We start from the raw sequence: 23,329 nt of genomic DNA on the forward strand, positions 1-23,329 counted from the left end.
AGATAAAGTTTATCTCACAAAAACAGGCTCATTTTCCTTAACGGTTTCGCTTTCTGAAAATTTATAATCGTCTACAGCAAAGTTTTTGATACCATCTAAAGAATCGATTTTATTCTCTACAAGATATCTTGCCATACTACCTCTGGCTTTTTTGGCAAAAAATGAAATAACTTTAAGCTTTCCATTTTTGTAATCTTTAAATACAGGAGTAATTAATTTTCCTTCCTGATTTTTTTTATCGATCACCTTGAAATATTCATTACTTGCTAGATTGACTAGTAATTCATCTTTATCGATCTCCTTATTTAATCTTGGTGTCACTTTGTCCTTCCAGTATTCATAAAGATTTTTATTTCTCTCTATAGGCAAAGACGTACCCATCTCTAATCGATATGGCTGTAGTAAATCTAAGGGTCTTAAATAACCATACATACCTGATAAAATGCGAAGTGAGTCTTGTGCAAAGTCTAAATAATCTGTGTCGAGACTATAAGCATCAAAACCAGTATAAACATCTCCTGCAAAAGCATAAATGGCGGGACGTGCGTTTTCTTTAGTGAAATCCTCTTCAAACTCTTTATAACGCTGGTAATTTAAATCGGCGAGTTTATCAGAAATATGCATGAGCTCTCCGACTTCCTTTTTACTCATACGCTCCAGTTTTGCATTGATCTTGATCGCATCTTCTGAAAATAGAGATTGCGTACCTCTTGAAGTAGGCAATTTAGTTTCATAATCTAATGATTTTGCTGGTGAAAGTAAGATTTTCATAACTAAGAAATTTGAATAGTAAAAATACTATCTAGAATAGATTACAATTCTCAAAATCTAGTTAAGTTCTCTATACAACTATGAAATTTATCGATGCAGTCAAGATCGTTCCATCAACTTAAAAGATCTTAGAAAACTAATCTGCTTGAAATATTTTATTGTGATGGTTGTAATTCCGCTTTCGCGAAAGCGGTATAAAAACCTACTTCACACTACATATCTTTAGAATTCTCTGCATAAACGCGCCACTTTTCAATACATTCTACCATATCCTGAGGAACAACGCTGGTAAAACTCATCCATTCTTTTGTGTGCGGATGCTCAAAACCTAGTGTTCTAGCATGCAACGCCTGACGAGGCAAAACCTTGAAACAGTTGTCTACAAACTGTTTGTACTTTGTAAAGTTAGTTCCTTTGAGAATTCTATCACCGCCATATCGCTCATCGTTAAATAAGGTATGACCTATATATTTCATATGAACACGTATCTGATGCGTGCGCCCAGTTTCTAGTCGACAGCTTATGACTGAAACATAACCTAAATCTTCTGTAACCGTGTAATGAGTCACCGCAGGCTTGCCTTTGTAGGCCTCATCATCTAACCATACCGTATTTTGTAATCTATTCTTAGGATGACGCCCGATATTACCTTCTACAGTTCCTGATTTCTCTGTGAAATTACCCCAAACTATTGCGATATACTCTCTTTCACTGGTTTTGGCAGCAAATTGAGCCGATAAATAGGCCATTGCCTCTTCCGTTTTGGCCACTACTAAAAGGCCACTCGTATCTTTATCAATTCTATGAACAAGTCCAGGTCTATTACTAGAATTGTTCGGTAAATTTTCAAAATGATGAATAAGAGCGTTTATCAACGTACCAGAGTAATTACCATGTCCAGGATGCACTACCATTCCTGCAGGCTTATTTACAACCACAAGGTGGTCGTCTTCATACACGATATCTAGAGGAATATCTTCAGCAATTAGAAGTGATTCATGAGGTGGATGATCAAATGACACTCGTATATCATCATGAGGCTTCACCTTATAATTAGATTTTACTATTTCTCCATTTACAGTAACTGCTCCTTCTTTTATCCCTTGCTGTATTTTTGAACGTGTTGCATTCTCAATAAAATTCATGAGGTATTTATCCACACGCAATGGATCTTGTCCACTGCCAGCAGTAAATTGATAATGCTCGTGTTTTCCTTGATCTTCTAAATCTTCGTGGTCTATTTCTTTATTCATTATCACTTACATCTATACGAGCAGATGGATTTTTACCGTCTGCAAGAACAAGGTCTATGGTAGAGGTTTTGCGTAACTGAGTTCCTGGCTCTAATTTTTTGTTTTTATAACGCATTTCTAGAACGGTGTTTTCAGCAATGTTAGGTTTATAGGTAATCTCACCTATTTTAAACCCTAATGCTTCTAATGTAGGAATGGCTAGTCTTTTAGTCTTATAAATAAGATTAGGCACGAGTACTTTCTCGTATCCGGAGGCATTTACTTTAATGTAAATCTGACGGTTTTCTTTAACAAATTTTCCAGCAAGTGGATCTTGTTCAATTACTGTTCGAGGTTTAAACGCTGGATTATAACTCGTACTATCTATAATTTTACTGCGTAAATCTAAATCTTTTAACTGTTCTCTAACCTCTGTTAAAGTCAGTTTTTCTAAGTCAGGAACTTCTATCTTTTGGTCGTGGTTTGTGTACCAGTCTAACCAGAACAGATAAGCAAAACAAAGCACAACGGTAACTAAAGCAGCAATTACTACCTGAATCCAAAATGTTTTGGTAAAAATGAATCTGAAGAAATTCATAGGGATTTGTTGATTTTAAAAGGCTAAAATAAGCGTATTTTTCTCCAATTGTTAATAATGCAACAAAGATACGGATAGAATACCTTCTTAGAACGACAACTTTTTTAACTTTGTTGTGGACGCTTGCGCGAAAACCAAATCAATGAAAAACATCGCAGTATTAATGGGTGGCTATTCTCACGAGTGGGAAATATCCCTTAAAAGTGGAGCCGTGATCGCTCAGCATCTTAACAAGGACCTTTATAAGGTCTACCCTATTCACATATTGAAAGAAGGATGGTACTACTTAAATGAAAAGTCACAACGATTTGAGATCAATAAAAATGATTTTAGTTTAAAGATAGAAAACGAGCATATTTTATTTGACTGTTGTTACAATACCATTCATGGAACACCAGGAGAAGATGGAAAGCTACAGGCTTATCTTGAATTATTAAATATCCCTCAAACTTCATGTGATTCCTATCAAAGTGCGATTACTTTTAATAAAAGAGACTGTATCGCAGTTTTAAAGCCTTGGAACATAACTACTGGAAACCATTTGTACATTAATAAAGGTGACACTATCGATGCTGAATTAATTGCCCGTAACATAGGGCTACCTTTATTTGTAAAAGCTAATAGAAGTGGTAGCAGTTTTGGCGTTTCTAAAGTGTATCGAGTTAAAGAAATGGAAGCTGCTCTAGAAGTGGCCTTTGCGGTAGATGAAGAAATAATTATAGAATCCTTCTTAGACGGCGTAGAAGTATCAGTTGGAGCCTATCAAATAGACGATAAGATTCATGTACTTTTACCTACTGAAATAGTGAGTGAAAATGATTTCTTTGATTATGAAGCAAAGTATGAAGGTAAGTCTCAAGAAATAACTCCAGCGCGTATTAAAGAAGAAAATAAAATAGTCGTTCAAGAAATTACAAGACGTATTTATCAGGTATTAAAACTGAAAGGCCTCGCAAGAGCTGACTTTATTTTTCATAAAGGAACACCTCATTTCATTGAAATAAATACAAACCCTGGAATGAGCAAAGAAAGTATTATACCGCAACAAATAAAGGCATCCCACTTAAAGCTCACAGAAGTGCTTACAGATATCATTGAAAATACTATTAAACAACACACATCATGAAAAGAGCTGTTTTTCCTGGAAGTTTTGACCCTATAACTTTGGGACATTACGATATTATAGAAAGAGGTTTAGGACTTTTTGATGAAATAATTATTGCAATAGGTATAAATGCCGATAAGAAGTACATGTTTTCTCTTGAAGAACGCAAGCGATTTATTGAAGAGTCATTTGGCAGCGATGTCAAAATTAAAGTTATGACTTATTCTGGTCTCACTATCGACTTTTGTAAAGAACAAGACGCCGCTTTTATATTAAGAGGCTTGCGCAATCCTGCCGATTTTGAGTTTGAAAAAGCCATTGCACATACTAATAGAAAACTATCTGAGATTGAAACAGTATTTTTACTTACTAGCTCTGGCAAAAGTTATATCTCATCATCCATTGTAAGAGATGTCATTAGAAATAATGGAGACTACACTAGTTTAGTACCTAATTCTGTAAGAATATAATATGAAGAATTATCTATCAATTGCTCTTGTATTTCTTTTGTGCTCTTGTGGCCAGAAAACTCAAGAAGAACAAACTCAAGAAACAAAAGAATTTGTAACACCGTTTGAAAAGGGTAATGGTAATCAGACCGCTACCTATGAAGAAGTTATATCTTTCTACGAAGACTTGAGTGCTGAGTTCTCTAGTGTTGAAATGGAAGAAATAGGATCTACTGATAGCGGTAAACCGCTACACCTTATCAGCTATTCTAAAAATTCAATTGACTGGAACAGCGTCAATGAAGATAAAATCAAAATTCTCATTAACAATGGTATTCATCCTGGCGAAAGCGATGGAATAGACGCCACTATGATGTTAATGAGAGATCTAGCTGTAGGTAACATAGACGCTCCAGAAAACTTAATTTTCAGTGCCATTGCTGTTTATAATGTAGGAGGTGCTTTAAATCGCAACACTTCTACAAGAACTAATCAAAATGGTCCAGAATCATATGGCTTTAGAGGTAATGCTCGCAACTACGATCTCAATAGAGATTTTATAAAGGCAGACTCCCATAACGTTCTTGCCTTTTATGACATCTATCACCAGATAAATCCAGACATTTTTATCGATAATCATGTAAGCAATGGAGCAGATTATCAATACACACTTACCCATTTATTTACACAGCATGATAAACTAGGACACGAAGCAGGTAACTATTTACATGATCAACTACAACCTGAACTAGAAACGAGATTAGAAAAAAGAAATTTACCTATCACACCTTATGTAAATGTCTGGGGTTCTTCACCAGAAAATGGATTCTCTCAATTTATGGATCATCCTAGATACTCAACCGGTTATACCAGTTTATGGAATACATTAGGAATGATGGTAGAAACGCATATGCTTAAACCCTATAAAGATCGAGTTATGGGAACTAAAGCTATTATGGAAGAAATGATTGCTATAGGTTCTGAAAACATAGAAACTATTAAAAAAGTGCGCTCAGAATCTTTTAAATCTTTTAGTGATGACTCGTATTATGCAATGAATCACAAACTCAATAATGCAAAAGCTGATACATTGAATTTCATGGGTTATGAAGCTGTGACAACTACCAGCGCTGTGACAGGAAATGACTTAATGACCTATGATCGTTCTCAACCATTTACTAAAAAAACAGTATATAAAAATCATTTTACTGGAACAGATAGCATTTCCATTCCTGACTATTATGTGATACCTCAAGGTCAGTGGAAAGTTATTGAATTGATGCGACGCAATAATATCCAGATGGAATTCGTGACAAATGATACCACTTTAACTGTTACTCGATATCGCATAGCCGACTATCGTACCGCAAATAATGCTTATGAAGGTCACTATCCTCACAGTAATGTAAGAGTTGAAGAGCATGTTGAGGAGTTACGCTTTCGCGAAAGCGATATCCTTATCCCAACCCAGCAACCAGGATTAAGATACATCCTAGAAACGCTGGAACCTACAGGCCAAGATTCCTTTTTTAAATGGAATTATTTTGACACTATTTTGCAACAAAAAGAAGGTTTTTCTACCTATGTTTTTGAAGCAACAGCTAGAAGCCTTTTAGAAGAAAATAAAACGCTGCAAAAAGAATTTGACTCCATTAAAAAAGCAGATGAAGACTTTAGAAAAAATAATTACCGACAATTAGATTGGATTCATAAGCGCAGTCCTAATTATGAATCTGCGCATTTAAATTACCCTATTTATAAATGGAACAAGCAATGAAAAACATAGCATTAATCTTAAGTTGCATCGTACTACTTTCTTGTAAAGAGGATAAAAAAATTATAGAAATAGATGACAAACCACAAGTAAATGTAACTGTCACAAATTCTATACCTCACGAAGTTTTAAAAAGGCAAGTGGATTGTAATGAGAACACGTATATTTTTAATATTCCTATTTTCAATTCTAACACAGATGCAGACTTGGTTCTTAATAATTCTATTAAAGGATTAATAACTAAAAACTTTATAGACGTGACCTACAATCGCGACGCTCCTTTAAAGTCTCTTGTAGAAATGTTTCTGGATAGAAGAGCAAGAATATTGTGTAAGGAGAAAAAAGAAGAAGGACTTTTGAGCGTAGATACTTCTTTTATTACAGACACTGATAAATTTATCAGTTATGAATTAGAATACGTAGAAGGAAAAGAAAAAGGACGACTACTTAAAACCTTTTTAAAACCAGACTTGAAAGAAATTCATTTAAGCGATGTGATCCAAGAGAATAAAAAACAAGATGTTCTGACTATTTTCAATGCAAACTTGCAACAGGCCGTTGCTAATCTTGTAACAGAAATTCCTACCGGAGAAGTTAAAAATGAATTTATGGACTACGTGCGTAACACTGCTTTCACTTTTGACACAAAAGATTTTGAAACTTCAGGTCTTGCATTTGATTTTAAAGGAGAAACAACTAAAAAGTTGAGGCTATCTAAAAATGTCAACCTTCCTGAGAAGTTTCAATTTCTTAATAACACTATTATCATAGAAATAGACGCATATCAATTGAGTCATTATCTAGATCTATCTCGAGTGATTGATTAACATATCGTCAGGGAAAAGCTCTCTGATATTAGCGTATGATTCTTTAAGTGCTAGCGTGGCCATTTCTTTATTGAGCCATACCGCTTTATCGATGCCTTCTTTCTTTTGTGGTTTCAACTTTTTGTTTGAGTCGGTTTCCATGATAAACCAATGCGTCAGTTTTAGCTTGACCTTTCCTTTTCTTGAAAAAGTATGATAGGTATGCCCTAAGTAATCTGTGATGTGTAAATTTTTAACACCTGTCTCCTCTTTTACTTCTCTGATTGAGGTTTCCTCGATGGTTTCTCCTTTTTCTTCTTTCCCTTTAGGTAAGTCCCATTTGCCATTACGATGTATAAACAAGAAGTCATTATTTTGATTTAACACAAGCCCACCACCAGCAATAACAATAGGAGCCAGCTTGTGGAGCCTTTTCAGAAGTTTTTTCTCACTCTTAGAATATAGAACAACGTTTTCTATTTCTTTGTTTTCTATTTTTTCTATAAGATCTTGAAAATCTACCTTTTTAATATTGAAGATATGATGATCTTTAAATTTGCTTTTATCAGAGGTCAGGATTATGGCGACCTCTTTCACAAAAACTTTATACATTTGTCCCATGGTAAGAGATAAGGATATAGCAATAAAAACTGCTGAGTTATTATTGCAAATTAAAGCAATTAAACTGCAACCACAAGAACCTTTTACGTGGGCAAGTGGATGGAAATCGCCTATTTACTGCGATAATAGAGTAACACTCTCATATCCAGCGATAAGAAATTTCTTAAGAGAACACCTTGCAGCTCGTATAGAAGCTCTTTATGGTAAACCAGATGTTATTGCCGGTGTGGCGACTGGAGCGATAGGTATAGGAATGCTAGTGGCAGACTATATGAACTTACCTTTTATTTATGTACGACCAGAAGCAAAAAAGCACGGGCGCCAAAACCAAATAGAAGGTCACCTAGAAAGCGGCAACAAAGTAGTTGTCGTAGAAGATTTAATAAGCACTGGTAAAAGTAGTCTTAATGCAGTAGATGCTTTAAAAAATGCTGGAGCAGATGTAAAAGGAATGATCGCACTTTTTTCTTATGGCTTTGATTTTGCAGTAGAAAATTTTAAAAAATACGACTTAGAGCTTACTACTTTAAGTGATTATGATCACCTCATTGAACAAGCCACTCAGGCTGGTCACTTCAATGAGTCAGAAATTGAATTATTAAAAAGCTGGAGAAAAGATCCTAGCAATTGGAACTCATAAATATTACAAATGAATTTAGAAAGTCGTGTTGCAAAAACACAAAAATCTCCTGAAGAACTTTATAACTTCTTAACTCAAGTAGAAAATTTTAAAAACTTGATGCCAGATGATACAAAGTTTGAATTAAGAGGTGAAGATAAATTTCTTTTTGGATTAAAAGGAATGCCAGAAATCGCATTAGGGCTAAAAGATAAAACGCCGCATTCTGAAGTAGTTTTAGGATCTACGAGCGATAAATTAGCTTTTACACTTACTTGTAAGATTCATGAAGCATCTACTGGATCAGAGGCGCAATTATTCTTTGATGGAGATTTCAATGCCATGATGGCTATGATGATCAAAGGCCCTATCAACAAGTTTCTCGATCAACTTGCAAACGGTATAGAAAAAATCTAATACACCCATTGCAATTCTTTGAGATCAAAAGCCTTTTGTTCTCCTTGTACTTCTAGTATTAGTTTACCATCGAGATCAGTTCCTTTTACAATTCCTTCTATTGTACCAGAAGAGGAATTAAAGGAAGTAAACTGTTGATAATTAAATAGATACTTATTATAATTTTGCGCAATCTGTAATGGGTTGCGCAAATTCTTTTTAAGATGCTCTAGAAAACTTATCAGCAACTCTTCAAGGTCAAATTCACGATTAGTGATTTGTTTTAAAGAAATGGCTTTTGGTAAATCAACAAATTCCTCTTGATTTACATTGAGACCTATCCCAATTATAGAATAAGCCATTTTATCTTTTGCAAACACGTTTTCTATTAGAATTCCACACAACTTATGACGCACTGACAGTATGTCGTTAGGCCACTTAATTTTTGACTGTATTTGTAATTCGTCCTTTAACCACTCGACTATCGTGACAGAGATCACTTGGTTTAATTTAAAAGGTGAAAGCTTCTGTAAGTTTTCCTTAATTAAAACACTAAACGTCAAGTTTTTACCTTTTTCAGAAACCCATGTTGCACCTTGTTGACCTTTACCTCTAGTTTGCTCCATAGTATAGATAGTGGTAAGATGTGGCAATTCGCTTTCGCGAAAGCGAGATTTCAACTCATCATTTGTAGATGTAGTGGCATGTAATTTGACTATGTTCAATTTGAATATAAATTTGCGAGTTTATGGGTAATTTAGTAAAACAAGCTCAAAAAAAGAATAAATTTGTGAATACAAACAATAATTAATGATTAAAGAAAATGTTTCTGCTGATGCGCTCATTGCACAAATCGTTGCCGGCATTGAGGATGTAAAAGGAAAAGACATCACTATACTAGACCTTAGAGAAATTGAAAATACAGTAACCAGTTACTTTGTTATATGTAATGGTAGTTCAAATACTCAAGTTAATGCTATTTCTAGCTCTATTCAGAGAAAAGTGAGTAAAGAGTTGCAAGAAAATGCATGGCACGTAGAAGGTGAAAGCCAAGGAGAATGGGTTCTAATGGACTACGTTAATGTAGTGGTTCATGTTTTCCAAACACAAATTAGAGAATATTACGATTTAGAAGAGCTTTGGGGTGATGCAAAAATCACCGTTATAGAAAGTGCTTATTAATAAGTTCATACCAGTAAAATGTCAGAAAATCAAAATAATAAAAAACGTCCAAATTTAAAGCCAGGTCCAGGTAAACCAAAATTCAATATCTGGTGGATCGTGACTCCTATAGCTTTACTTTTCATAGGATACTATCTAGTAAATAACTCGGTAAATCAAACTAAAAAGTTAGATTATCTAGAGTTTTTTGATGCGATAGAAGATAAAGAAGTAGATAGTATCGTAGTAGTGAGTAATCGAGGTATTGCTCAAGTATATATGACTACCGAGGCTCTTAAACAACCAGAGCATAAAGCAAGTAAAAAAGCCCCATCCTTCGGTGGTATTAAATTACCTAACTATACTGTAGAATTTGGTGATGCAAAAGCTTTTGAAGAGCAACTTAAGGAAGTTATCAAAACTTCTAGTCCAGAAACAACGCTAGTCTTTGACCGTGAAGATGAAGGCCTCATGGATTTATTGCTTTCTATTTTACCATTTATTTTAATCATAGGAATCTGGTTATTCTTAATGAGAAGAATGAGCGGTGGCAGCGCTGGTGGAGGCGGCGGCCAGATTTTTAATATAGGAAAATCAAAAGCCAAATTATTTGATCAAAAAACTGACGTTAAGACCACTTTTAAAGATGTGGCAGGTCTTGAAGGTGCAAAAGAAGAAGTACAAGAGATTGTAGACTTTCTTAAAAATCCTGAAAAGTATACATCTTTAGGTGGTAAAATTCCAAAAGGAGCCTTGCTAGTAGGATCTCCAGGAACAGGTAAAACTTTACTCGCAAAAGCAGTTGCTGGTGAAGCAAAAGTTCCTTTCTTTTCATTAAGCGGATCTGATTTTGTAGAAATGTTTGTAGGTGTAGGTGCTAGTCGCGTACGTGACTTATTTAAACAGGCAAAAGAAAAATCTCCTGCTATCATATTTATTGATGAGATAGATGCAATAGGTCGTGCTCGTGGTAAATCAAACATGTCAGGTTCTAACGATGAAAGAGAAAACACATTAAACCAGCTTCTTACTGAGATGGACGGTTTTGGTACCAACACTAATGTAATCGTTCTTGCAGCAACTAACAGAGCTGACATTCTGGACAAGGCGTTGATGCGTGCTGGTCGTTTTGATAGACAGATCTATGTAGATCTACCAGATGTAAGAGAACGAGAAGAAATATTTGAAGTTCACTTAAGACCTCTGAAGAAAGTAGAAAATGAGTTAGACACGGCATTTCTTGCTAAGCAAACTCCTGGATTCTCTGGAGCTGACATTGCAAACGTGTGTAATGAAGCAGCGCTTATAGCTGCAAGAAATGGTAAAAAAGCTGTTGGCAAACAAGACTTTTTAGATGCTGTAGATAGAATTGTAGGTGGTCTAGAAAAAAAGAATAAGCTCATCACGCCATCTGAGAAAAAGACGATTGCATTTCACGAGGCTGGTCATGCTACGGTAAGCTGGATGACAGAGCACGCGGCACCTCTCATAAAGGTGACTATAGTACCAAGGGGACAATCTCTAGGTGCAGCTTGGTATTTACCTGAAGAAAGACAGATCGTTAGGCCAGAACAAATGCTTGATGAAATGTGTGCTACCATGGGTGGACGTGCTGCTGAGAAAGTAATTTTTGACAATATATCTACTGGAGCATTAAGTGATCTTGAAAAGGTGACAAAACAAGCTCGAGCAATGGTAACCATTTATGGTTTGAATGACAAAGTAGGGAATATTACTTATTATGATTCTAGTGGTCAGTCAGAGTACTCCATGACAAAACCATATAGCGAGCAAACAGCAGTAGTTATTGATGAGGAAATTTCAAAAATTATAGAAGCGCAATACCAGCGAGCTATTAAGATTCTTACTGAGAATAAAGATAAGCTTACTGAACTAGCTGAAATTCTTCTTGAAAAAGAAGTAATTTTCAAAGATGATTTAGAGAAAATTTTTGGAAAACGCACCTTTGTAAAAGAGGAAGCGGTTGCCTTAAAATCGTCTAATCGATCGTCATTAAACGGTAGTGTAGCTGCCGATGAGGAAGAATAGTTTGCTTGCATAAATTTAAGTAACTATATTTACCTCAACCCTATAATGAAGGCTAGCGAAAGGCAATGAGCATATTTAAAAAATTATTTGGAAAATCTTCTGATTCAGAACCTATTAAAGGGTCCAACAAGGAGCGCTCTAAATATATGCCAGATGAAAAGCCTCCGTTAGACGAAGAATTTATTCATAATTTTCAGCATCAAGGTGGAAGATTTCTTTATGCTATAGATGAAAAAGAGATAAAACAGCATTTTGAAGATATTCTTGTTGAACATGATTATTTCGAAAAAAGTGTGCTCTGTTTTGATGAGCAACTTATAGATAGATTTGATGGGTTTAATTTAGATTTTAACTCTTCAAATCTGAAATCAGATTTTTTTCTAGGGACTTGTGAATATGTGATTGCTAATAATGGAGCGATACTTTTTTCTTCAAGACAAGTAAAAGAAACTAAGCCAGCTGATTTACCAGAAACTTATGTCATTCTAGCAAGTACAAGTCAGATAGTTGAATCTATAGGTGAAGGATTGCGTGGTATTAAACATCAAAGTAAAGGACATATTCCTACTAACATTACTACATTAAAAAATTTCAGAGAGGCTGCTCCTAAACAGGATAAAGACTTAATGAATTATGGTGCTCCTAAAAAAAGGTTGTACCTACTACTTTTAGAAGACTTATAACATGAGAGAATTAATAACTCGTTCCATATCTGGAATCGTTTATGTATCTCTAGTGGTATTAAGCGCTTTATACTCAAGAGATGTATTTATACTTTTGTTTTGTGCATTTGCATTTATTTGCTTGTTGGAATTAATGCCCATGATCAGATTGAAACAATGGCTCATTTACCCTATTCTACCTATTGCCTATTACTTTATAGTTTGGAAAAATGTCTCAATGGAGTTTATTTACATTCTATTGGCAGCTACTTTACTCGTCAACATCTATCTCATTAGGGATCTAGTATTGGTAGATCGTATTGCTTTATTTAATACTAAGAAACATATCATTGCACTACTCTACCTCATAGGTAGCAGTCTATTTCTAGCACTCATTCCCGATGTCGTCATTCATCTAGACTTAGTAACACCTAATTATCAACCAGAGTTACTCATAGGTATTTTTGCTATTATCTGGACTAATGATAGTTTTGCTTATTTGTTTGGAAAAAACTTTGGTAAGCACAAACTCATGAAACGCATTTCTCCTAAAAAAACCATTGAAGGTTTTGTAGGTGGTTTGGTAATGGCAATTGCAGCTGGTGCAGGATTGTATTTTTATCTTAAATCAATAGGAATTATAAATTATACCGTTTGGAACTGGATGACCATTGCCTTGGTTGTTGCGTTTTTCGGAACTCTAGGAGATCTTATACAAAGTAAAATAAAAAGACAAGCAGCAGTTAAAGACAGCGGTAGTATCATGCCTGGCCATGGTGGTATTTTTGATCGCATGGACAGTATTATATTTGCAGCTCCATTTGCTTATGCCACTTTTTTAATAATCAATTATGTTTCATAAAGAAGGAAATACCTCAATTTTAATAGCATTTGTCTTGACAGTAGTACTCATGAGTATTATCTGGCTAGTACCTATACCGCAATGGGCTCAAATAAGCCTCTCTGTAATTGTTATCGTTTTTCTATTTATCATCTTGCAATTTTTTAGAAACCCAATAAGAAATACCATTCTCAGTGATACTACAGTGGTTTCTCCAGTAGACGGAAAAGTCGTAGTTATTGAAAAAGTTACTGAAAACGAATACTTCAAAGGAGAACGATTAATGATATCTGTATTCATGTCGCCTATAAATGTACATGTTACTAGGTATCCTATTACAGGTAAGATTGCTTACAGTAAATACCATCCTGGTAAATACCTTGTTGCCTGGCATCCCAAAGCTAGCGAAGAAAATGAGAGAACAACAGTAGTAATTGATCACAAGAATAAACACCAAGTAATGTATAGACAGATTGCTGGTGCTCTAGCAAAACGTATTGTAAACTACGCTAAAGAAAATGAATCTATCATACAAGGAAACGACAGCGGATTTATTAAATTTGGGAGTCGTGTAGATGTTTACCTGCCGGTGGACACGCCTATAAACGTAGAATTAAATCAAAAAGTTAAGGGAGGAGAATCTGTTCTTGCCACTTTCTAGATGACCGAAAAAGAGTTAGATAAAAAATTTAATGCCGCTTTCGCGAAAGCGTCCTCTGAAGAACAATCTCTGGTGCCACCAGACTTGCAACTTCATCTCTATGCCTATTATAAACGAGCTATAGATGAACCTTATGTAAGCAACAGAAGTTTTGAGTCCAACGATTTAAGAAATGCTTTTAAAATGAATGCCCTCATTCAAGTACAGGCAATTTCTAAAAAAGAAGCTAAGAAGAGATATATTGAAATTATCGAAAATCTATATCCAAAACCGTGGTGATTTTATATTTTAAACAGAAATCATAAAGCCTCAAAAGATCTAATCTTTTGAGACTTTTACTTATAATTTTAGGACTGCTTACCTAATCTTTCTTTCTAAGAATATATATAGCTAGTGCCGTCAAACATAAAACTGCAGCGCCTAAAACGATCACTATAGTAACAAATGGATTCATAATTATTCTCTTTTGTTCAATATGTATTTCATGTACTTAATTGCACCTATAACGAGTACTACGACGATAATCATAGAAGCTCCTAGAAATAGAAGCGCTTTAGCGTCTGTGGTACTCATATAGATTTATTTCAAAGCTTTCATACTAGCTTCTATCGTGTCGATTTTCGCAAGAGCATCAGCCTCTTTTTTCTTTTCTATAGCTACAACCGCATCTGGCGCGTTGCTTACAAATCGTTCATTACCTAGCTTCTTTTGTACACCTATCAAGAAACCTTTTGCTCTCTTGAGCTCAGCCTCCAGTTTTTCAAGCTCTGCAGCGACATCTATATTACCTTCTAGTGGTATGAAATACTCATTAGACTTCACACGATAGCTAGCAGCGCCGGCAAGTTGCTCATTAATCACCTCAACATTAGAAACATTACCCATTTTTTGAATTAATGAGTTATATTCCAAACTTAGGTTTTCGTTATTGATTGTTTTTAGTTCGATCTCGTTTTTGAAAGCAATTTGCTTCTCCTTGCGTACCGTTCTTATTCCAGCAATAACATCTTGAACTAATTCAAAATCGGTCAAAATTTGATCATCAACTTCTCCTACTTCTGGCCAACTATTTACACATAATGCGTCTTCTGGTTTACGATCAATTATTGCCTGCCATAATTCCTCAGATATAAAAGGCGTAAAAGGGTGAATCAATCTCAAATTATCTTCAAAAAGCTCGATTACTTGGGCAATAGTTTTTGCATCAATAGGTTTTTGATATTCTGGCTTTACTATCTCTAGCAACCAGCCACAAAAATCATCATAAATCAATTTATAAGACGACATCAAGACATCACTTATTCTGTATTTAGAATAATGATCTTCTATTTCTTCTAGCACCTTATTGAATCTGCTCTTGTACCAGGCGATTCCCTGAGCGGCGTGCAATGGTTGTTCTAGCGATTTATCAACTTCCCATTTATCAATTAAACCAGTGTATGCACTATAGATTTTATTTACAAATCCTTTACCTTGTTGACATAGTTTTTCATCAAACATGATGTCATTTCCAGCCGCAGCACTTAATAACAAGCCAACTCTTACACCATCTGCTCCATACTCTTCAATAAGTTTTAAAGCATCTGGTGAATTACCTAGAGACTTAGACATTTTGCGTCTTTGCTTATCTCTTACTAAACCAGTTAAATAAACTTTGTCAAAAGGCTTTTCACCTCTTAATTCATACCCAGCAACAATCATTCTAGCCACCCAAAAGAAAAGGATATCTGGTCCAGTTACTAAATCTCTTGTCGGATAATAATAATTGATCTCCTCATTATTTGGCTCTAAAACTCCGTTAAAAACACTTATAGGCCATAACCAACTCGAGAACCACGTGTCCAAAACATCATTTTCCTGACGTAAGTCTTCTGGTTGTAAATTGTTGTTATTAGTTCGCTTTCGCGAAAGCGTAACAGCTTCTTCTACACTACTCGCAACTACAAAATCCTCTTTTCCATCACCAAAATAATAAGCAGGAATACGCTGTCCCCACATTAGTTGTCTTGAGATATTCCAATCGCGTACATTTTCCATCCAGTGGAAATAGGTACTTTTAAATTTAGGCGGCAACAGCTCTACAATATCATTTCTTACAGCATCAATAGCAGGTTGTGCAAGATCTTCCATCTTTAAGAACCATTGATCTGATAATCTAGGTTCAATTACGGCCTTTGTACGCTCACTAGTTCCTACTTTATGAACATGATCTTCTTTCTTTATTAAAAATCCTTTTTCTTCAAGCTCCTGAGAAATCTCTTTACGCACTGCAAAACGATCCTTACCGACATAATGAAGACCAAAACTATTTAAAGTTGCATCTTCATTGAAGATATCAATAACTTCAAGATGGTGCGTCTCTCCTATCTTCTTATCATTTTCATCATGAGCTGGTGTGATTTTTAACGCTCCTGTACCAAATTCCATGTCTACATACTCGTCTGCAATGACAGGAATCTCTCTATTTACTATAGGTACGATAACTGTCTTACCTACTAATGATGTATATCGTTCATCTTCTGGATGCACACAAATTGCAGTATCACCTAGAATAGTTTCTGGGCGAGTTGTAGCTATGCTTACAAAGTCTTCGCTTCCTTTGATTTGATATTTCAGATGGTATAAGTGACCATTGCGCTCCTCATAAATAACTTCTTCATCACTTAGAGTTGTTTTTGCTTCAGGATCCCAATTTACCATACGGTAACCTCGGTAAATTAGCCCTTTATTATAAAGATCGATAAAGACTTTTATAACAGATGCAGACATATCGTCATCTAACGTAAACTTAGTTCTAGACCAGTCACAACTAGCTCCTAGTTTTTTGAGTTGCTCTAATATAATACCACCGTATTCATCAGTCCAGTCCCAAGCATGTTTTAAAAATTCTTCTCGAGTGAGGTCATTTTTATCGATACCTTGCTCTTTAAGCTTTTTTACCACCTTTGCTTCAGTTGCAATTGATGCATGGTCAGTTCCAGGAACCCAACATGCATTATATCCTTTTAAACGAGCACGACGGATTAAAACATCCTGAATAGTGTTGTTTAACATGTGTCCCATATGTAAGACTCCGGTCACATTAGGTGGCGGAATTACTATAGTGTAGCTCTCTCTTTCATCTGGTACCGATGAAAAGAAGTCATTTTCCATCCAGTATTGATACCATTTCTCTTCGCTCTTTTTAGAATCGTACTTTGACGCTAGGGACATGTTTGGCTTAATTTTTGAAATTGACTTACAAAAGTACTATTAAGTTAAAAATTACGCAGCATTAACCATGACTTTAAGCTCGATAGTTTACTTTTATTAATTGAAATCAATAATGATGAAAAATTTACTACTTCCATTCTTGCTAACGGCCTTTTTATTTTCTGGTTTAAATGCTCAGAATAATAGTTCGCTTGATCCATTAACAACTATAGAGTTTGAAACAACAACTATAGATTATGGAGAAATAGCTAAAGGAAGTGATGGTGTAAGAACGTTTACTTTTAAAAATACTGGTAATAATCCACTAAAGATTTATAAAGTTTATTCTTCATGCAGCTGCGATATCTTATCAAAACCTGAGGACCCTATAAACCCTGGAGAAAATGGCGAGATCAAGGTAAAATATGACACTAATAAAGTAGGTCCTATCGTTAAAACTATTACGGTTTATGTAAACATTGAGAAGAAACTTGTTCCATTGCGTCTTAAGGGAATTGTTTTAAAAAGTTCTTAGATTACAAAATCAATGGGATATTTTTAAATTTTACCTTAAACTCTTCATCTCCTCTCTTAAGTTTTATTCTTAAGTTTTTATAAGGGTTTTTATAAAACAACTGACTTACTCTATGTAAGGTGAGTTGTCTTTGTCTGTAACCATTAATAGAAATAATTTGATCTCCTACTTCTATTCCTGCTTTATCTCCTGGAGAATTTTCTCTTACGTAATCTATAAAAATTTTGGGTACGTATTTGTAAGATATCTCAAGAGTACTTGAAACCGTCACTTTGCGTGCTGTAATACTACCATAATCATCTTTATCTTGAGAAAAGTTTCTTCCTATTTCTGTGAACAACTTTGTTTCTCCTCTCTGTATTCCTAAACCACTCATATTATAGTAAAAACCCTCGTTAAAGAATCTATTGGGTTTCATTGCTATTTTTTTGTTGGGATAATCAATGATTACATCATATCTGCGTAATATTTCTCCTCCTAGACTCCCATCATTAGACACCGATGTTCTTTCCACATTATGGTATTTTTTATAGGGATAGGAAACAGAGACTTTCTGAAGCGATGTATCAAATAAATCAATCGAATTTACCTTAGTTCTTAAACCATAAATTTTACCATTAATACCAAACCCTAAATAGTCTTCAAAACTATTATCCATAGTAAATGTTTCATCTATCTCATTGAACACCCATAATGCATCACCACTTCCTGTGTCAATGAGAAAATCGTACGCTCCATTGAGCAGGTCATTTTCTAGTTTTATTTGGACCAAAGGCCTTCCGTTTTTGACTTTTAAATCAAACTGCTTTTTCTTGCGCAATGATCTAGGCAAATCCTCATAATTAGAATATGCTCTTACATAAGATTTTCTATAATCGAGATGAATTACAAAATTTTTAAAAAAATCGATTCCCAATAAGCCATGTACTTCGACATCGACTTTTGAAGAAAGGTCTATTTCCTTATCGCTTAGAACTAACACCTCGGCATTCTTATTATGAATATGATCGCCTATTTCTATCGTATTCCCTTTTGACTGGTATGCTTTAAGAAACTCTTTGTCACCATAACCTCTCACCTTTATATAATCACCTTCTCTTAAGCTTAAAGAATCAATACCTTTTAGATTAAAAATGATAGTTTTATTAGCACCAGTATCAAGTATAAAGTTAAACTCAACATTGTTAATTTTCACAGGCATTACTATAAGGTTAGAATGCTCCCTAAAAGCAATTTTTTCTTTTGTGACTCCTTCTTTAAACACAAAACCTTCTTGACTACATCCATTTTGATAACCAAGTAAAATTAAAAGAAATACAATCGTAAATTTCATAGTATCTAAATATAATAATAAGTACATATTATATACTAATACTTACTATTATAAAAGATACTTTTCAAATGATTAAGGCTGTTTACGCTACCAAAACAACATATGTGATCTTTAAAAAAATATGAGGACCATTTAGATATTATATTTACTGCTTATCCAAAACAATCATGGTATTTACAGGTGGCAAATAATTTGCCACTGAAACACAGTTGGAATTGTCATTAGGGTCAGAATCTAAACCGCCCAAAAGAGGCGGCGATACTATAAACTGCATTTCTCTCTTTTCTTCATTTCTTATATTGGGATCAGGAAATGAAATATAAGGTTTTAAATAAATAGCCTTATCCATTTCACAAGCATCATAGAGATAAAAAACATATGTGCCATCAGAAAGATAGGTCAATCCCTTACAATCTCCAAGTTGGGCTTGGGTAGAACTCGCCAAAATAACTCCATTTGAATCTTTGATTTCATAACTGAAGTTTAACAAATCTTCAGATAAGGTAACCCCTCTAAAATTTGTTACTTCTCGCTCCTTGACAACTTGTATAGATATCGTCTTACCATCATAGTTGGTAGACCATGACCCTACAAATTCATCTAGTACGTTATTGACGTCATTAATTTCTTCTACCATTTCTGGTAGATCTTGTCTATTTTCATAATACACCGCTCGTTGTTCTATGGTGATCGTGCGTTGCGCATAACAACTTGTTGCTAATAAAAATAATACTGCTATGTTGGTAATTTTATTCATCATGACATTTCACAGTAAACAAGGTATATTTTTATCATTTAAATCTTAAATATAAGGTTTTGTCAAAGTCTTTTGTGCATCCTTACTCAAATAGTACATTTGCAAACTAAAAAATTATCATGCCACAAATTTCTGAAAAAGGGCTTAAAATGCCTTCTTCTCCAGTGAGAAAATTAGTTCCTTATGCTGAAGCCGCAAAAGCACGTGGCGTTCATATATATCAATTAAACATAGGGCAACCGGATATAAAAACACCTGAACAAGCAATAGCTGCCGTAAAGAATACCGACATGGATGTTCTTGAATACAGCCATAGCGCAGGAAACCAATCTTATAGAGATAAACTTGCTACTTATTATAATAAGATTGATATGAATATAACTAGCGACGACATTATCGTATCAACTGGTGGTAGTGAAGCGCTGTTATTTGCTATGGGAAGTATTTGTGACTATGGTGACGAGGTAATCATCCCTGAGCCTTTTTATGCCAATTATAATGGTTTTGCAACGGCAAGCGGCGTTACCGTAAAACCTATCTCGACGAGTATTGAAAACAACTTTGCCCTACCAGCTATAAGCGAATTTGAAAAGCTGATTACCGATAAAACTAAAGCAATTCTTATTTGTAATCCAGGAAATCCTACAGGTTATTTATACACGCAAGAAGAAATGGATCAATTAACCGCTTTAGTGAAAAAGCACGACTTGTTCTTGCTATCTGACGAGGTATATCGTGAGTTTGCTTATGATGGTCGCAAACACTTGTCTGTGATGAACATGAAAGGATTAGAAAATCACGCCATCATGATAGATTCTGTTTCAAAAAAATACAGTATGTGTGGCGCACGTATAGGTTGTATGGTTTCAAAGAATAAAGAAGTTATGGCAACCGCAATGAAATTTGCCCAAGCCCGATTGAGTCCACCCACATTTGCTCAAATAGCTGCTGAAGCTGCTATAGATACAAAACAGGAGTACTTTGATGATGTAATAACTGAATATATAGAGCGTAGAGATATTCTTATTGAAGGTCTTAAAGAAATCGATGGTGTTCAAGTGGCAAACCCAGGTGGAGCTTTTTACTGCGTGGCTCAACTACCAGTAGAAGATACAGATGTATTTGCACAATGGATGCTAGAAAACTTTGAGCTGGATGGAGAGACCATTATGGTTGCGCCGGCAGCTGGATTTTACAGTACCCTAGGAATGGGTAAAAACCAAATAAGAATTGCATACGTTCTGGAGAAAGAATCACTTAAAAAAGCAGTTCGTATTTTAGACAAAGCCTTAAAGGCGTATAATGCATGATAGAAGTTCAACATCATTTTCCTCTTAAGGAGTTCAATACTTTTGGTATATCCGCTTTCGCGAAAGCGTATACTGCAGTAGCATCTCTACAACAACTTAAAGAAGTACTGGGTTTCTATAAGGAGACCCAAGTGTTTCTTTTAGGTGGCGGAAGCAATATGTTGTTGATCAACGATATTCAAAAGCCTGTTGTTCACGTACTATTAAAAGGTATCGAGATTATTAAAAGCGATGGCAGCGATACTTATTTAAAAGTAATGGCCGGTGAAAACTGGCATGACTTTGTTCTGTACTGCATAAAAAACAATTTTGCTGGTATTGAGAACCTTTCTTTGATACCAGGAAATGTAGGGACTTCACCCATTCAGAATATCGGTGCTTATGGTGTAGAGTTAAAAGATAGTTTTTACAGTTGCGACGTTATTGATATTAAAACACTTGAAGAGAAAACACTTTCTCTCACCGATTGTAACTTTGGCTATCGCGATTCTATTTTCAAGAATGAGGCGTTAGGAAAATACGTCATCACTTCGGTCACTTTTAAACTTACAGATCTAAATAAACCTAATAATTACCAGTTAAAAACAGATTACGGTGCAATACAAAGTGAGCTAGCAAGGCTTGATGAAACTTTAAGTATTCAAACTGTTTCTAAAGCGGTAATTAATATAAGAAGCAGCAAACTTCCTGACCCTAAAATAATAGGCAACAGTGGCAGCTTTTTCAAAAACCCTATTATTAAAAGATCACTATATGATGATCTTGTAAGAATGCATCCTGAAATGCCTGCTTATGATGTAGATCATGATCATGTTAAAGTACCGGCTGGATGGTTAATAGACCAATCTGGTTTCAAAGGAAAGCGGTATGGAGATGCTGGTATTCATGAGAAGCAAGCACTAGTCCTAGTAAATTATGGAAATGCCACTGGACAAGAAATTCTTGATGTATCTCATAAGATTCAAAAAGCCGTGTACGATCGTTATGGAATTGAAATAGAAACTGAGGTAAATTTAATTAATGAATAACTATAAAGCAGGTTGATAACTCCATCGTTATTTTTGTTAAAAACGATGCTATCTAACCTATTTTCAAAGCTTATCTTTGCATTATGGATTTAAAACTTATTCTTATATCATTTGTTTTATTGGGTCTTGCTTTTGGTGGGATTGCTATCAAAATTTGGGGTAAAAAAGACGGTAAATTTGCAGGTACTTGTGCCAGTCAAAGTCCTTATCTTAATAAAAATGGTGAAGCTTGCAGCATGTGCGGTAAACTTCCTGAAGAGCAAGATTGCAAAAACGACCAGATTAAAGCCTAATCATTCTTCATGGAAATAGGTGTATTCTTCTACATACTGGCTTCATTTGCCATTATTAATTGTGTTTATTACTTATTCTTTTCTAATGTTGGTTTTGGAAAAATAACGCCACCTCAAGGAAATTTAAAACAAGCTGTTTCTGTGATTGTTTGCTCAAAAAACGAGCAAGAGAATTTAAAAGTACTCGTCCCTTTACTATTAGAACAAAATCATCCCAACTTTGAAGTCATTTTAATCAATGATGCCAGTCACGATGACACTAGAGATGTTATAGAAGAATTTATGTCTCAAGACGCCCGCATCAAAATGGTAAACGTGGTGAACAATGAAAGCTTCTGGGGCAATAAAAAATATGCGCTTACTTTAGGAATTAAAAAAGCGGTAAACGATCATCTTATTTTCATAGATGCTGATTGTGTTCCCAATAGCAAGGAATGGCTTGCTATTATGGCTCAGCATTTATCTCAGGAAAAAAGCATTGTTTTAGGTTACGGAGGTTATCAGAAAGTAAAGAGTTCTCTTTTAAACGCTTTAATACGGTATGAAACTGTACTTACCGCTATTCAATATTTTAGTTATGCCATGCGTGGTAATCCATTCATGGGCGTAGGCCGCAACCTAGCCTACACTGCTACTCAATTTTATGAGTCTAGCGGTTTTATGAGTCACATGAAAATACTCGGTGGCGACGACGACCTTTTTGTAAATCAATCTGCTACTTATTCTAATACGGCTGTTTCTCTGCAAGAAGAATCATTTACAACCAGTCAGCCTAAAACCAGCTGGTCCGGTTGGTGGAAACAAAAAAAACGGCATATCAATACGGCGGCACATTATAAATGGAAGCATAAAATTTTATTAAGCCTATTTTATTTTTCTCAGATTGGCTTTTTTGTTTCAGCGATATTGGGCTTTATTTTTGGTTTAAACTGGATGGTAATCTTGGGCGTTGTTTTAGTAAGGTATGTAATTTTTTGGATCGTTGTAGGTAAAGGAATGTCTCGCTTTCGCGAAAGCGATATCATCATCCTACTTCCCTTTTTAGAACTATTATTAGTAAGCATTCAACTGGCACTATTCATTTCTAACATGGGGCATCGACCAAAACAATGGAACTAGTTAGGTATTCTTATTCA

25 protein-coding genes are annotated in these 23,329 nt (G+C 35.0%); 17 read left to right on the forward strand and 8 right to left on the reverse strand.

Annotated elements, in window-relative coordinates:
• Nucleotides 1-9 precede the first annotated feature (9 nt).
• From yaaA to DDD_RS02645, 3 genes are all read right to left on the reverse strand, one after another.
• Nucleotides 10-771 (reverse strand): peroxide stress protein YaaA, encoded by a 762-nt coding sequence (yaaA, locus tag DDD_RS02635; RefSeq protein WP_015361183.1) that lies wholly within the window; start codon nt 769-771, stop codon nt 10-12.
• A 212-nt stretch (nt 772-983) separates the two neighbouring features.
• Complete coding sequence (locus tag DDD_RS02640) at nt 984-2,024, reverse strand: RluA family pseudouridine synthase (RefSeq protein ID WP_015361184.1); 1,041 nt, start codon at nt 2,022-2,024, stop codon at nt 984-986.
• Nucleotides 2,017-2,601 (reverse strand): PASTA domain-containing protein, encoded by a 585-nt coding sequence (locus tag DDD_RS02645; RefSeq protein WP_015361185.1) that lies wholly within the window; start codon nt 2,599-2,601, stop codon nt 2,017-2,019. The genes DDD_RS02640 and DDD_RS02645 overlap by 8 nt, the downstream gene beginning before the upstream one ends.
• A 142-nt stretch (nt 2,602-2,743) precedes the next feature.
• Between DDD_RS02645 and DDD_RS02650 the strand changes: the two genes are divergently transcribed.
• The 4 genes from DDD_RS02650 to DDD_RS02665 are packed head-to-tail and all read left to right on the forward strand — an operon-like array spanning nt 2,744 to nt 6,756.
• Nucleotides 2,744-3,727, forward strand: coding sequence for a D-alanine--D-alanine ligase (locus tag DDD_RS02650; RefSeq protein WP_015361186.1), 984 nt, complete (start codon nt 2,744-2,746; stop codon nt 3,725-3,727).
• Complete coding sequence (coaD, locus tag DDD_RS02655) at nt 3,724-4,176, forward strand: pantetheine-phosphate adenylyltransferase (protein ID WP_015361187.1); 453 nt, start codon at nt 3,724-3,726, stop codon at nt 4,174-4,176. The genes DDD_RS02650 and coaD overlap by 4 nt, the downstream gene beginning before the upstream one ends.
• A gap of 1 nt (nt 4,177) precedes the next feature.
• Nucleotides 4,178-5,932, forward strand: coding sequence for a M14 family metallopeptidase (locus tag DDD_RS02660; protein WP_015361188.1), 1,755 nt, complete (start codon nt 4,178-4,180; stop codon nt 5,930-5,932).
• Nucleotides 5,929-6,756 (forward strand): hypothetical protein, encoded by an 828-nt coding sequence (locus tag DDD_RS02665; RefSeq protein WP_015361189.1) that lies wholly within the window; start codon nt 5,929-5,931, stop codon nt 6,754-6,756. Before DDD_RS02660 ends, DDD_RS02665 begins: the two co-directional genes overlap by 4 nt.
• On the opposite strand, the gene DDD_RS02670 is transcribed toward DDD_RS02665, so the two are convergent.
• Complete coding sequence (locus tag DDD_RS02670) at nt 6,736-7,347, reverse strand: NUDIX hydrolase (protein ID WP_041567300.1); 612 nt, start codon at nt 7,345-7,347, stop codon at nt 6,736-6,738. The genes DDD_RS02665 and DDD_RS02670 overlap by 21 nt on opposite strands.
• Before the next feature lie 7 nt (nt 7,348-7,354).
• Here DDD_RS02670 and pyrE point away from each other — a divergent pair, with 7 nt between their 5' ends.
• Both pyrE and DDD_RS02680 read left to right on the forward strand, forming a co-directional pair.
• Complete coding sequence (gene pyrE, locus DDD_RS02675) at nt 7,355-7,996, forward strand: orotate phosphoribosyltransferase (protein ID WP_015361190.1); 642 nt, start codon at nt 7,355-7,357, stop codon at nt 7,994-7,996.
• A gap of 9 nt (nt 7,997-8,005) precedes the next feature.
• Nucleotides 8,006-8,392, forward strand: a complete 387-nt coding sequence (locus DDD_RS02680; RefSeq protein ID WP_015361192.1) for a hypothetical protein — start codon at nt 8,006-8,008, stop codon at nt 8,390-8,392.
• Here DDD_RS02680 and DDD_RS02685 read toward each other — a convergent pair.
• Nucleotides 8,389-9,096, reverse strand: a complete 708-nt coding sequence (locus DDD_RS02685; protein WP_041566872.1) for a biotin--[acetyl-CoA-carboxylase] ligase — start codon at nt 9,094-9,096, stop codon at nt 8,389-8,391. The two genes, DDD_RS02680 and DDD_RS02685, sit on opposite strands and share 4 nt — an antisense overlap.
• An 85-nt stretch (nt 9,097-9,181) precedes the next feature.
• Between DDD_RS02685 and rsfS the strand changes: the two genes are divergently transcribed.
• The 6 genes from rsfS (at nt 9,182) to DDD_RS02715 (ending at nt 14,024) form a co-directional block, all read left to right on the forward strand.
• On the forward strand, nt 9,182-9,553 hold the full coding sequence (gene rsfS / locus DDD_RS02690; protein ID WP_015361194.1) for a ribosome silencing factor: 372 nt from the start codon (nt 9,182-9,184) through the stop codon (nt 9,551-9,553).
• An 18-nt stretch (nt 9,554-9,571) separates the two neighbouring features.
• Entirely contained in the window at nt 9,572-11,581 is a 2,010-nt protein-coding gene (gene ftsH, locus DDD_RS02695; RefSeq protein WP_015361195.1) for an ATP-dependent zinc metalloprotease FtsH, read from the forward strand.
• A 65-nt stretch (nt 11,582-11,646) separates the two neighbouring features.
• Nucleotides 11,647-12,264 (forward strand): LUD domain-containing protein, encoded by a 618-nt coding sequence (locus DDD_RS02700; protein ID WP_015361196.1) that lies wholly within the window; start codon nt 11,647-11,649, stop codon nt 12,262-12,264.
• Between the two features lies 1 nt (nt 12,265).
• Nucleotides 12,266-13,105: a phosphatidate cytidylyltransferase gene (locus DDD_RS02705; RefSeq protein WP_015361197.1), complete on the forward strand. Its 840-nt coding sequence runs from the start codon at nt 12,266-12,268 to the stop codon at nt 13,103-13,105.
• The gene (locus tag DDD_RS02710) at nt 13,095-13,745 is read left to right on the forward strand and encodes a phosphatidylserine decarboxylase family protein (protein ID WP_015361198.1); all 651 of its coding nucleotides are present in this window, start codon (nt 13,095-13,097) and stop codon (nt 13,743-13,745) included. The genes DDD_RS02705 and DDD_RS02710 overlap by 11 nt, the downstream gene beginning before the upstream one ends.
• Nucleotides 13,746-14,024, forward strand: coding sequence for an acyl-CoA-binding protein (locus DDD_RS02715; RefSeq protein ID WP_015361199.1), 279 nt, complete (start codon nt 13,746-13,748; stop codon nt 14,022-14,024).
• Between the two features lie 300 nt (nt 14,025-14,324).
• Here DDD_RS02715 and DDD_RS02720 read toward each other — a convergent pair whose 3' ends face one another.
• Entirely contained in the window at nt 14,325-16,958 is a 2,634-nt protein-coding gene (locus tag DDD_RS02720) for a valine--tRNA ligase (RefSeq protein ID WP_015361201.1), read from the reverse strand.
• A 115-nt stretch (nt 16,959-17,073) separates the two neighbouring features.
• Here DDD_RS02720 and DDD_RS02725 point away from each other — a divergent pair, with 115 nt between their 5' ends.
• Nucleotides 17,074-17,472, forward strand: a complete 399-nt coding sequence (locus DDD_RS02725) for a DUF1573 domain-containing protein (protein WP_041566873.1) — start codon at nt 17,074-17,076, stop codon at nt 17,470-17,472.
• Nucleotide 17,473: 1 nt separating this feature from the next.
• Here the strand turns inward: DDD_RS02725 and DDD_RS02730 are convergent, their stop codons facing one another.
• Both DDD_RS02730 and DDD_RS02735 read right to left on the reverse strand, forming a co-directional pair.
• Nucleotides 17,474-18,805: an aspartyl protease family protein gene (locus DDD_RS02730; protein ID WP_015361203.1), complete on the reverse strand. Its 1,332-nt coding sequence runs from the start codon at nt 18,803-18,805 to the stop codon at nt 17,474-17,476.
• A gap of 145 nt (nt 18,806-18,950) precedes the next feature.
• Nucleotides 18,951-19,562 carry a DUF6705 family protein gene (locus DDD_RS02735; protein WP_015361204.1) on the reverse strand — a complete coding sequence of 204 codons (612 nt, stop codon included), beginning with the start codon at nt 19,560-19,562 and terminating at the stop codon, nt 18,951-18,953.
• A gap of 119 nt (nt 19,563-19,681) precedes the next feature.
• On the opposite strand from DDD_RS02735, the gene DDD_RS02740 reads away from it, so the two are divergent.
• The 4 genes from DDD_RS02740 (at nt 19,682) to DDD_RS02755 (ending at nt 23,312) form a co-directional block, all read left to right on the forward strand.
• A complete protein-coding gene (locus DDD_RS02740) occupies nt 19,682-20,872 on the forward strand; it encodes a pyridoxal phosphate-dependent aminotransferase (RefSeq protein WP_015361205.1) in 1,191 nt (396 codons plus the stop codon).
• On the forward strand, nt 20,872-21,900 hold the full coding sequence (murB, locus tag DDD_RS02745; protein ID WP_041567301.1) for a UDP-N-acetylmuramate dehydrogenase: 1,029 nt from the start codon (nt 20,872-20,874) through the stop codon (nt 21,898-21,900). Before DDD_RS02740 ends, murB begins: the two co-directional genes overlap by 1 nt.
• Before the next feature lie 83 nt (nt 21,901-21,983).
• Nucleotides 21,984-22,193, forward strand: a complete 210-nt coding sequence (locus tag DDD_RS02750) for a hypothetical protein (protein WP_015361207.1) — start codon at nt 21,984-21,986, stop codon at nt 22,191-22,193.
• A gap of 9 nt (nt 22,194-22,202) precedes the next feature.
• Nucleotides 22,203-23,312 (forward strand): glycosyltransferase, encoded by a 1,110-nt coding sequence (locus DDD_RS02755; protein WP_015361208.1) that lies wholly within the window; start codon nt 22,203-22,205, stop codon nt 23,310-23,312.
• The last annotated feature ends 17 nt before the right edge of the window (nt 23,313-23,329 follow it).

This window comes from Nonlabens dokdonensis DSW-6 (assembly GCF_000332115.1).
Lineage (GTDB): Bacteria > Bacteroidota > Bacteroidia > Flavobacteriales > Flavobacteriaceae > Nonlabens > Nonlabens dokdonensis.

Bases quoted from the DNA above. Each gene is read 5' to 3' on its own strand.
- DDD_RS02705 (WP_015361197.1), top strand. From the start codon at position 12,266: ATGAGAGAATTAATAACTCGTTCCATATCTGGAATCGTTTATGTATCT.
- DDD_RS02670 (WP_041567300.1), bottom strand. From the start codon at position 7,347: ATGTATAAAGTTTTTGTGAAAGAGGTCGCCATAATCCTGACCTCTGAT.
- DDD_RS02660 (WP_015361188.1), top strand. From the start codon at position 4,178: ATGAAGAATTATCTATCAATTGCTCTTGTATTTCTTTTGTGCTCTTGT.
- DDD_RS02665 (WP_015361189.1), top strand. From the start codon at position 5,929: ATGAAAAACATAGCATTAATCTTAAGTTGCATCGTACTACTTTCTTGT.
- DDD_RS02755 (WP_015361208.1), top strand. From the start codon at position 22,203: ATGGAAATAGGTGTATTCTTCTACATACTGGCTTCATTTGCCATTATT.
- DDD_RS02750 (WP_015361207.1), top strand. From the start codon at position 21,984: ATGGATTTAAAACTTATTCTTATATCATTTGTTTTATTGGGTCTTGCT.
- DDD_RS02645 (WP_015361185.1), bottom strand. From the start codon at position 2,601: ATGAATTTCTTCAGATTCATTTTTACCAAAACATTTTGGATTCAGGTA.
- DDD_RS02680 (WP_015361192.1), top strand. From the start codon at position 8,006: ATGAATTTAGAAAGTCGTGTTGCAAAAACACAAAAATCTCCTGAAGAA.
- DDD_RS02650 (WP_015361186.1), top strand. From the start codon at position 2,744: ATGAAAAACATCGCAGTATTAATGGGTGGCTATTCTCACGAGTGGGAA.
- DDD_RS02730 (WP_015361203.1), bottom strand. From the start codon at position 18,805: ATGAAATTTACGATTGTATTTCTTTTAATTTTACTTGGTTATCAAAAT.
- yaaA (WP_015361183.1), bottom strand. From the start codon at position 771: ATGAAAATCTTACTTTCACCAGCAAAATCATTAGATTATGAAACTAAA.
- DDD_RS02640 (WP_015361184.1), bottom strand. From the start codon at position 2,024: ATGAATAAAGAAATAGACCACGAAGATTTAGAAGATCAAGGAAAACAC.
- coaD (WP_015361187.1), top strand. From the start codon at position 3,724: ATGAAAAGAGCTGTTTTTCCTGGAAGTTTTGACCCTATAACTTTGGGA.
- DDD_RS02700 (WP_015361196.1), top strand. From the start codon at position 11,647: ATGAGCATATTTAAAAAATTATTTGGAAAATCTTCTGATTCAGAACCT.
- pyrE (WP_015361190.1), top strand. From the start codon at position 7,355: ATGGTAAGAGATAAGGATATAGCAATAAAAACTGCTGAGTTATTATTG.
- DDD_RS02735 (WP_015361204.1), bottom strand. From the start codon at position 19,562: ATGAATAAAATTACCAACATAGCAGTATTATTTTTATTAGCAACAAGT.
- rsfS (WP_015361194.1), top strand. From the start codon at position 9,182: ATGATTAAAGAAAATGTTTCTGCTGATGCGCTCATTGCACAAATCGTT.
- DDD_RS02720 (WP_015361201.1), bottom strand. From the start codon at position 16,958: ATGTCCCTAGCGTCAAAGTACGATTCTAAAAAGAGCGAAGAGAAATGG.
- DDD_RS02740 (WP_015361205.1), top strand. From the start codon at position 19,682: ATGCCACAAATTTCTGAAAAAGGGCTTAAAATGCCTTCTTCTCCAGTG.
- ftsH (WP_015361195.1), top strand. From the start codon at position 9,572: ATGTCAGAAAATCAAAATAATAAAAAACGTCCAAATTTAAAGCCAGGT.
- DDD_RS02725 (WP_041566873.1), top strand. From the start codon at position 17,074: ATGAAAAATTTACTACTTCCATTCTTGCTAACGGCCTTTTTATTTTCT.
- DDD_RS02715 (WP_015361199.1), top strand. From the start codon at position 13,746: ATGACCGAAAAAGAGTTAGATAAAAAATTTAATGCCGCTTTCGCGAAA.
- DDD_RS02710 (WP_015361198.1), top strand. From the start codon at position 13,095: ATGTTTCATAAAGAAGGAAATACCTCAATTTTAATAGCATTTGTCTTG.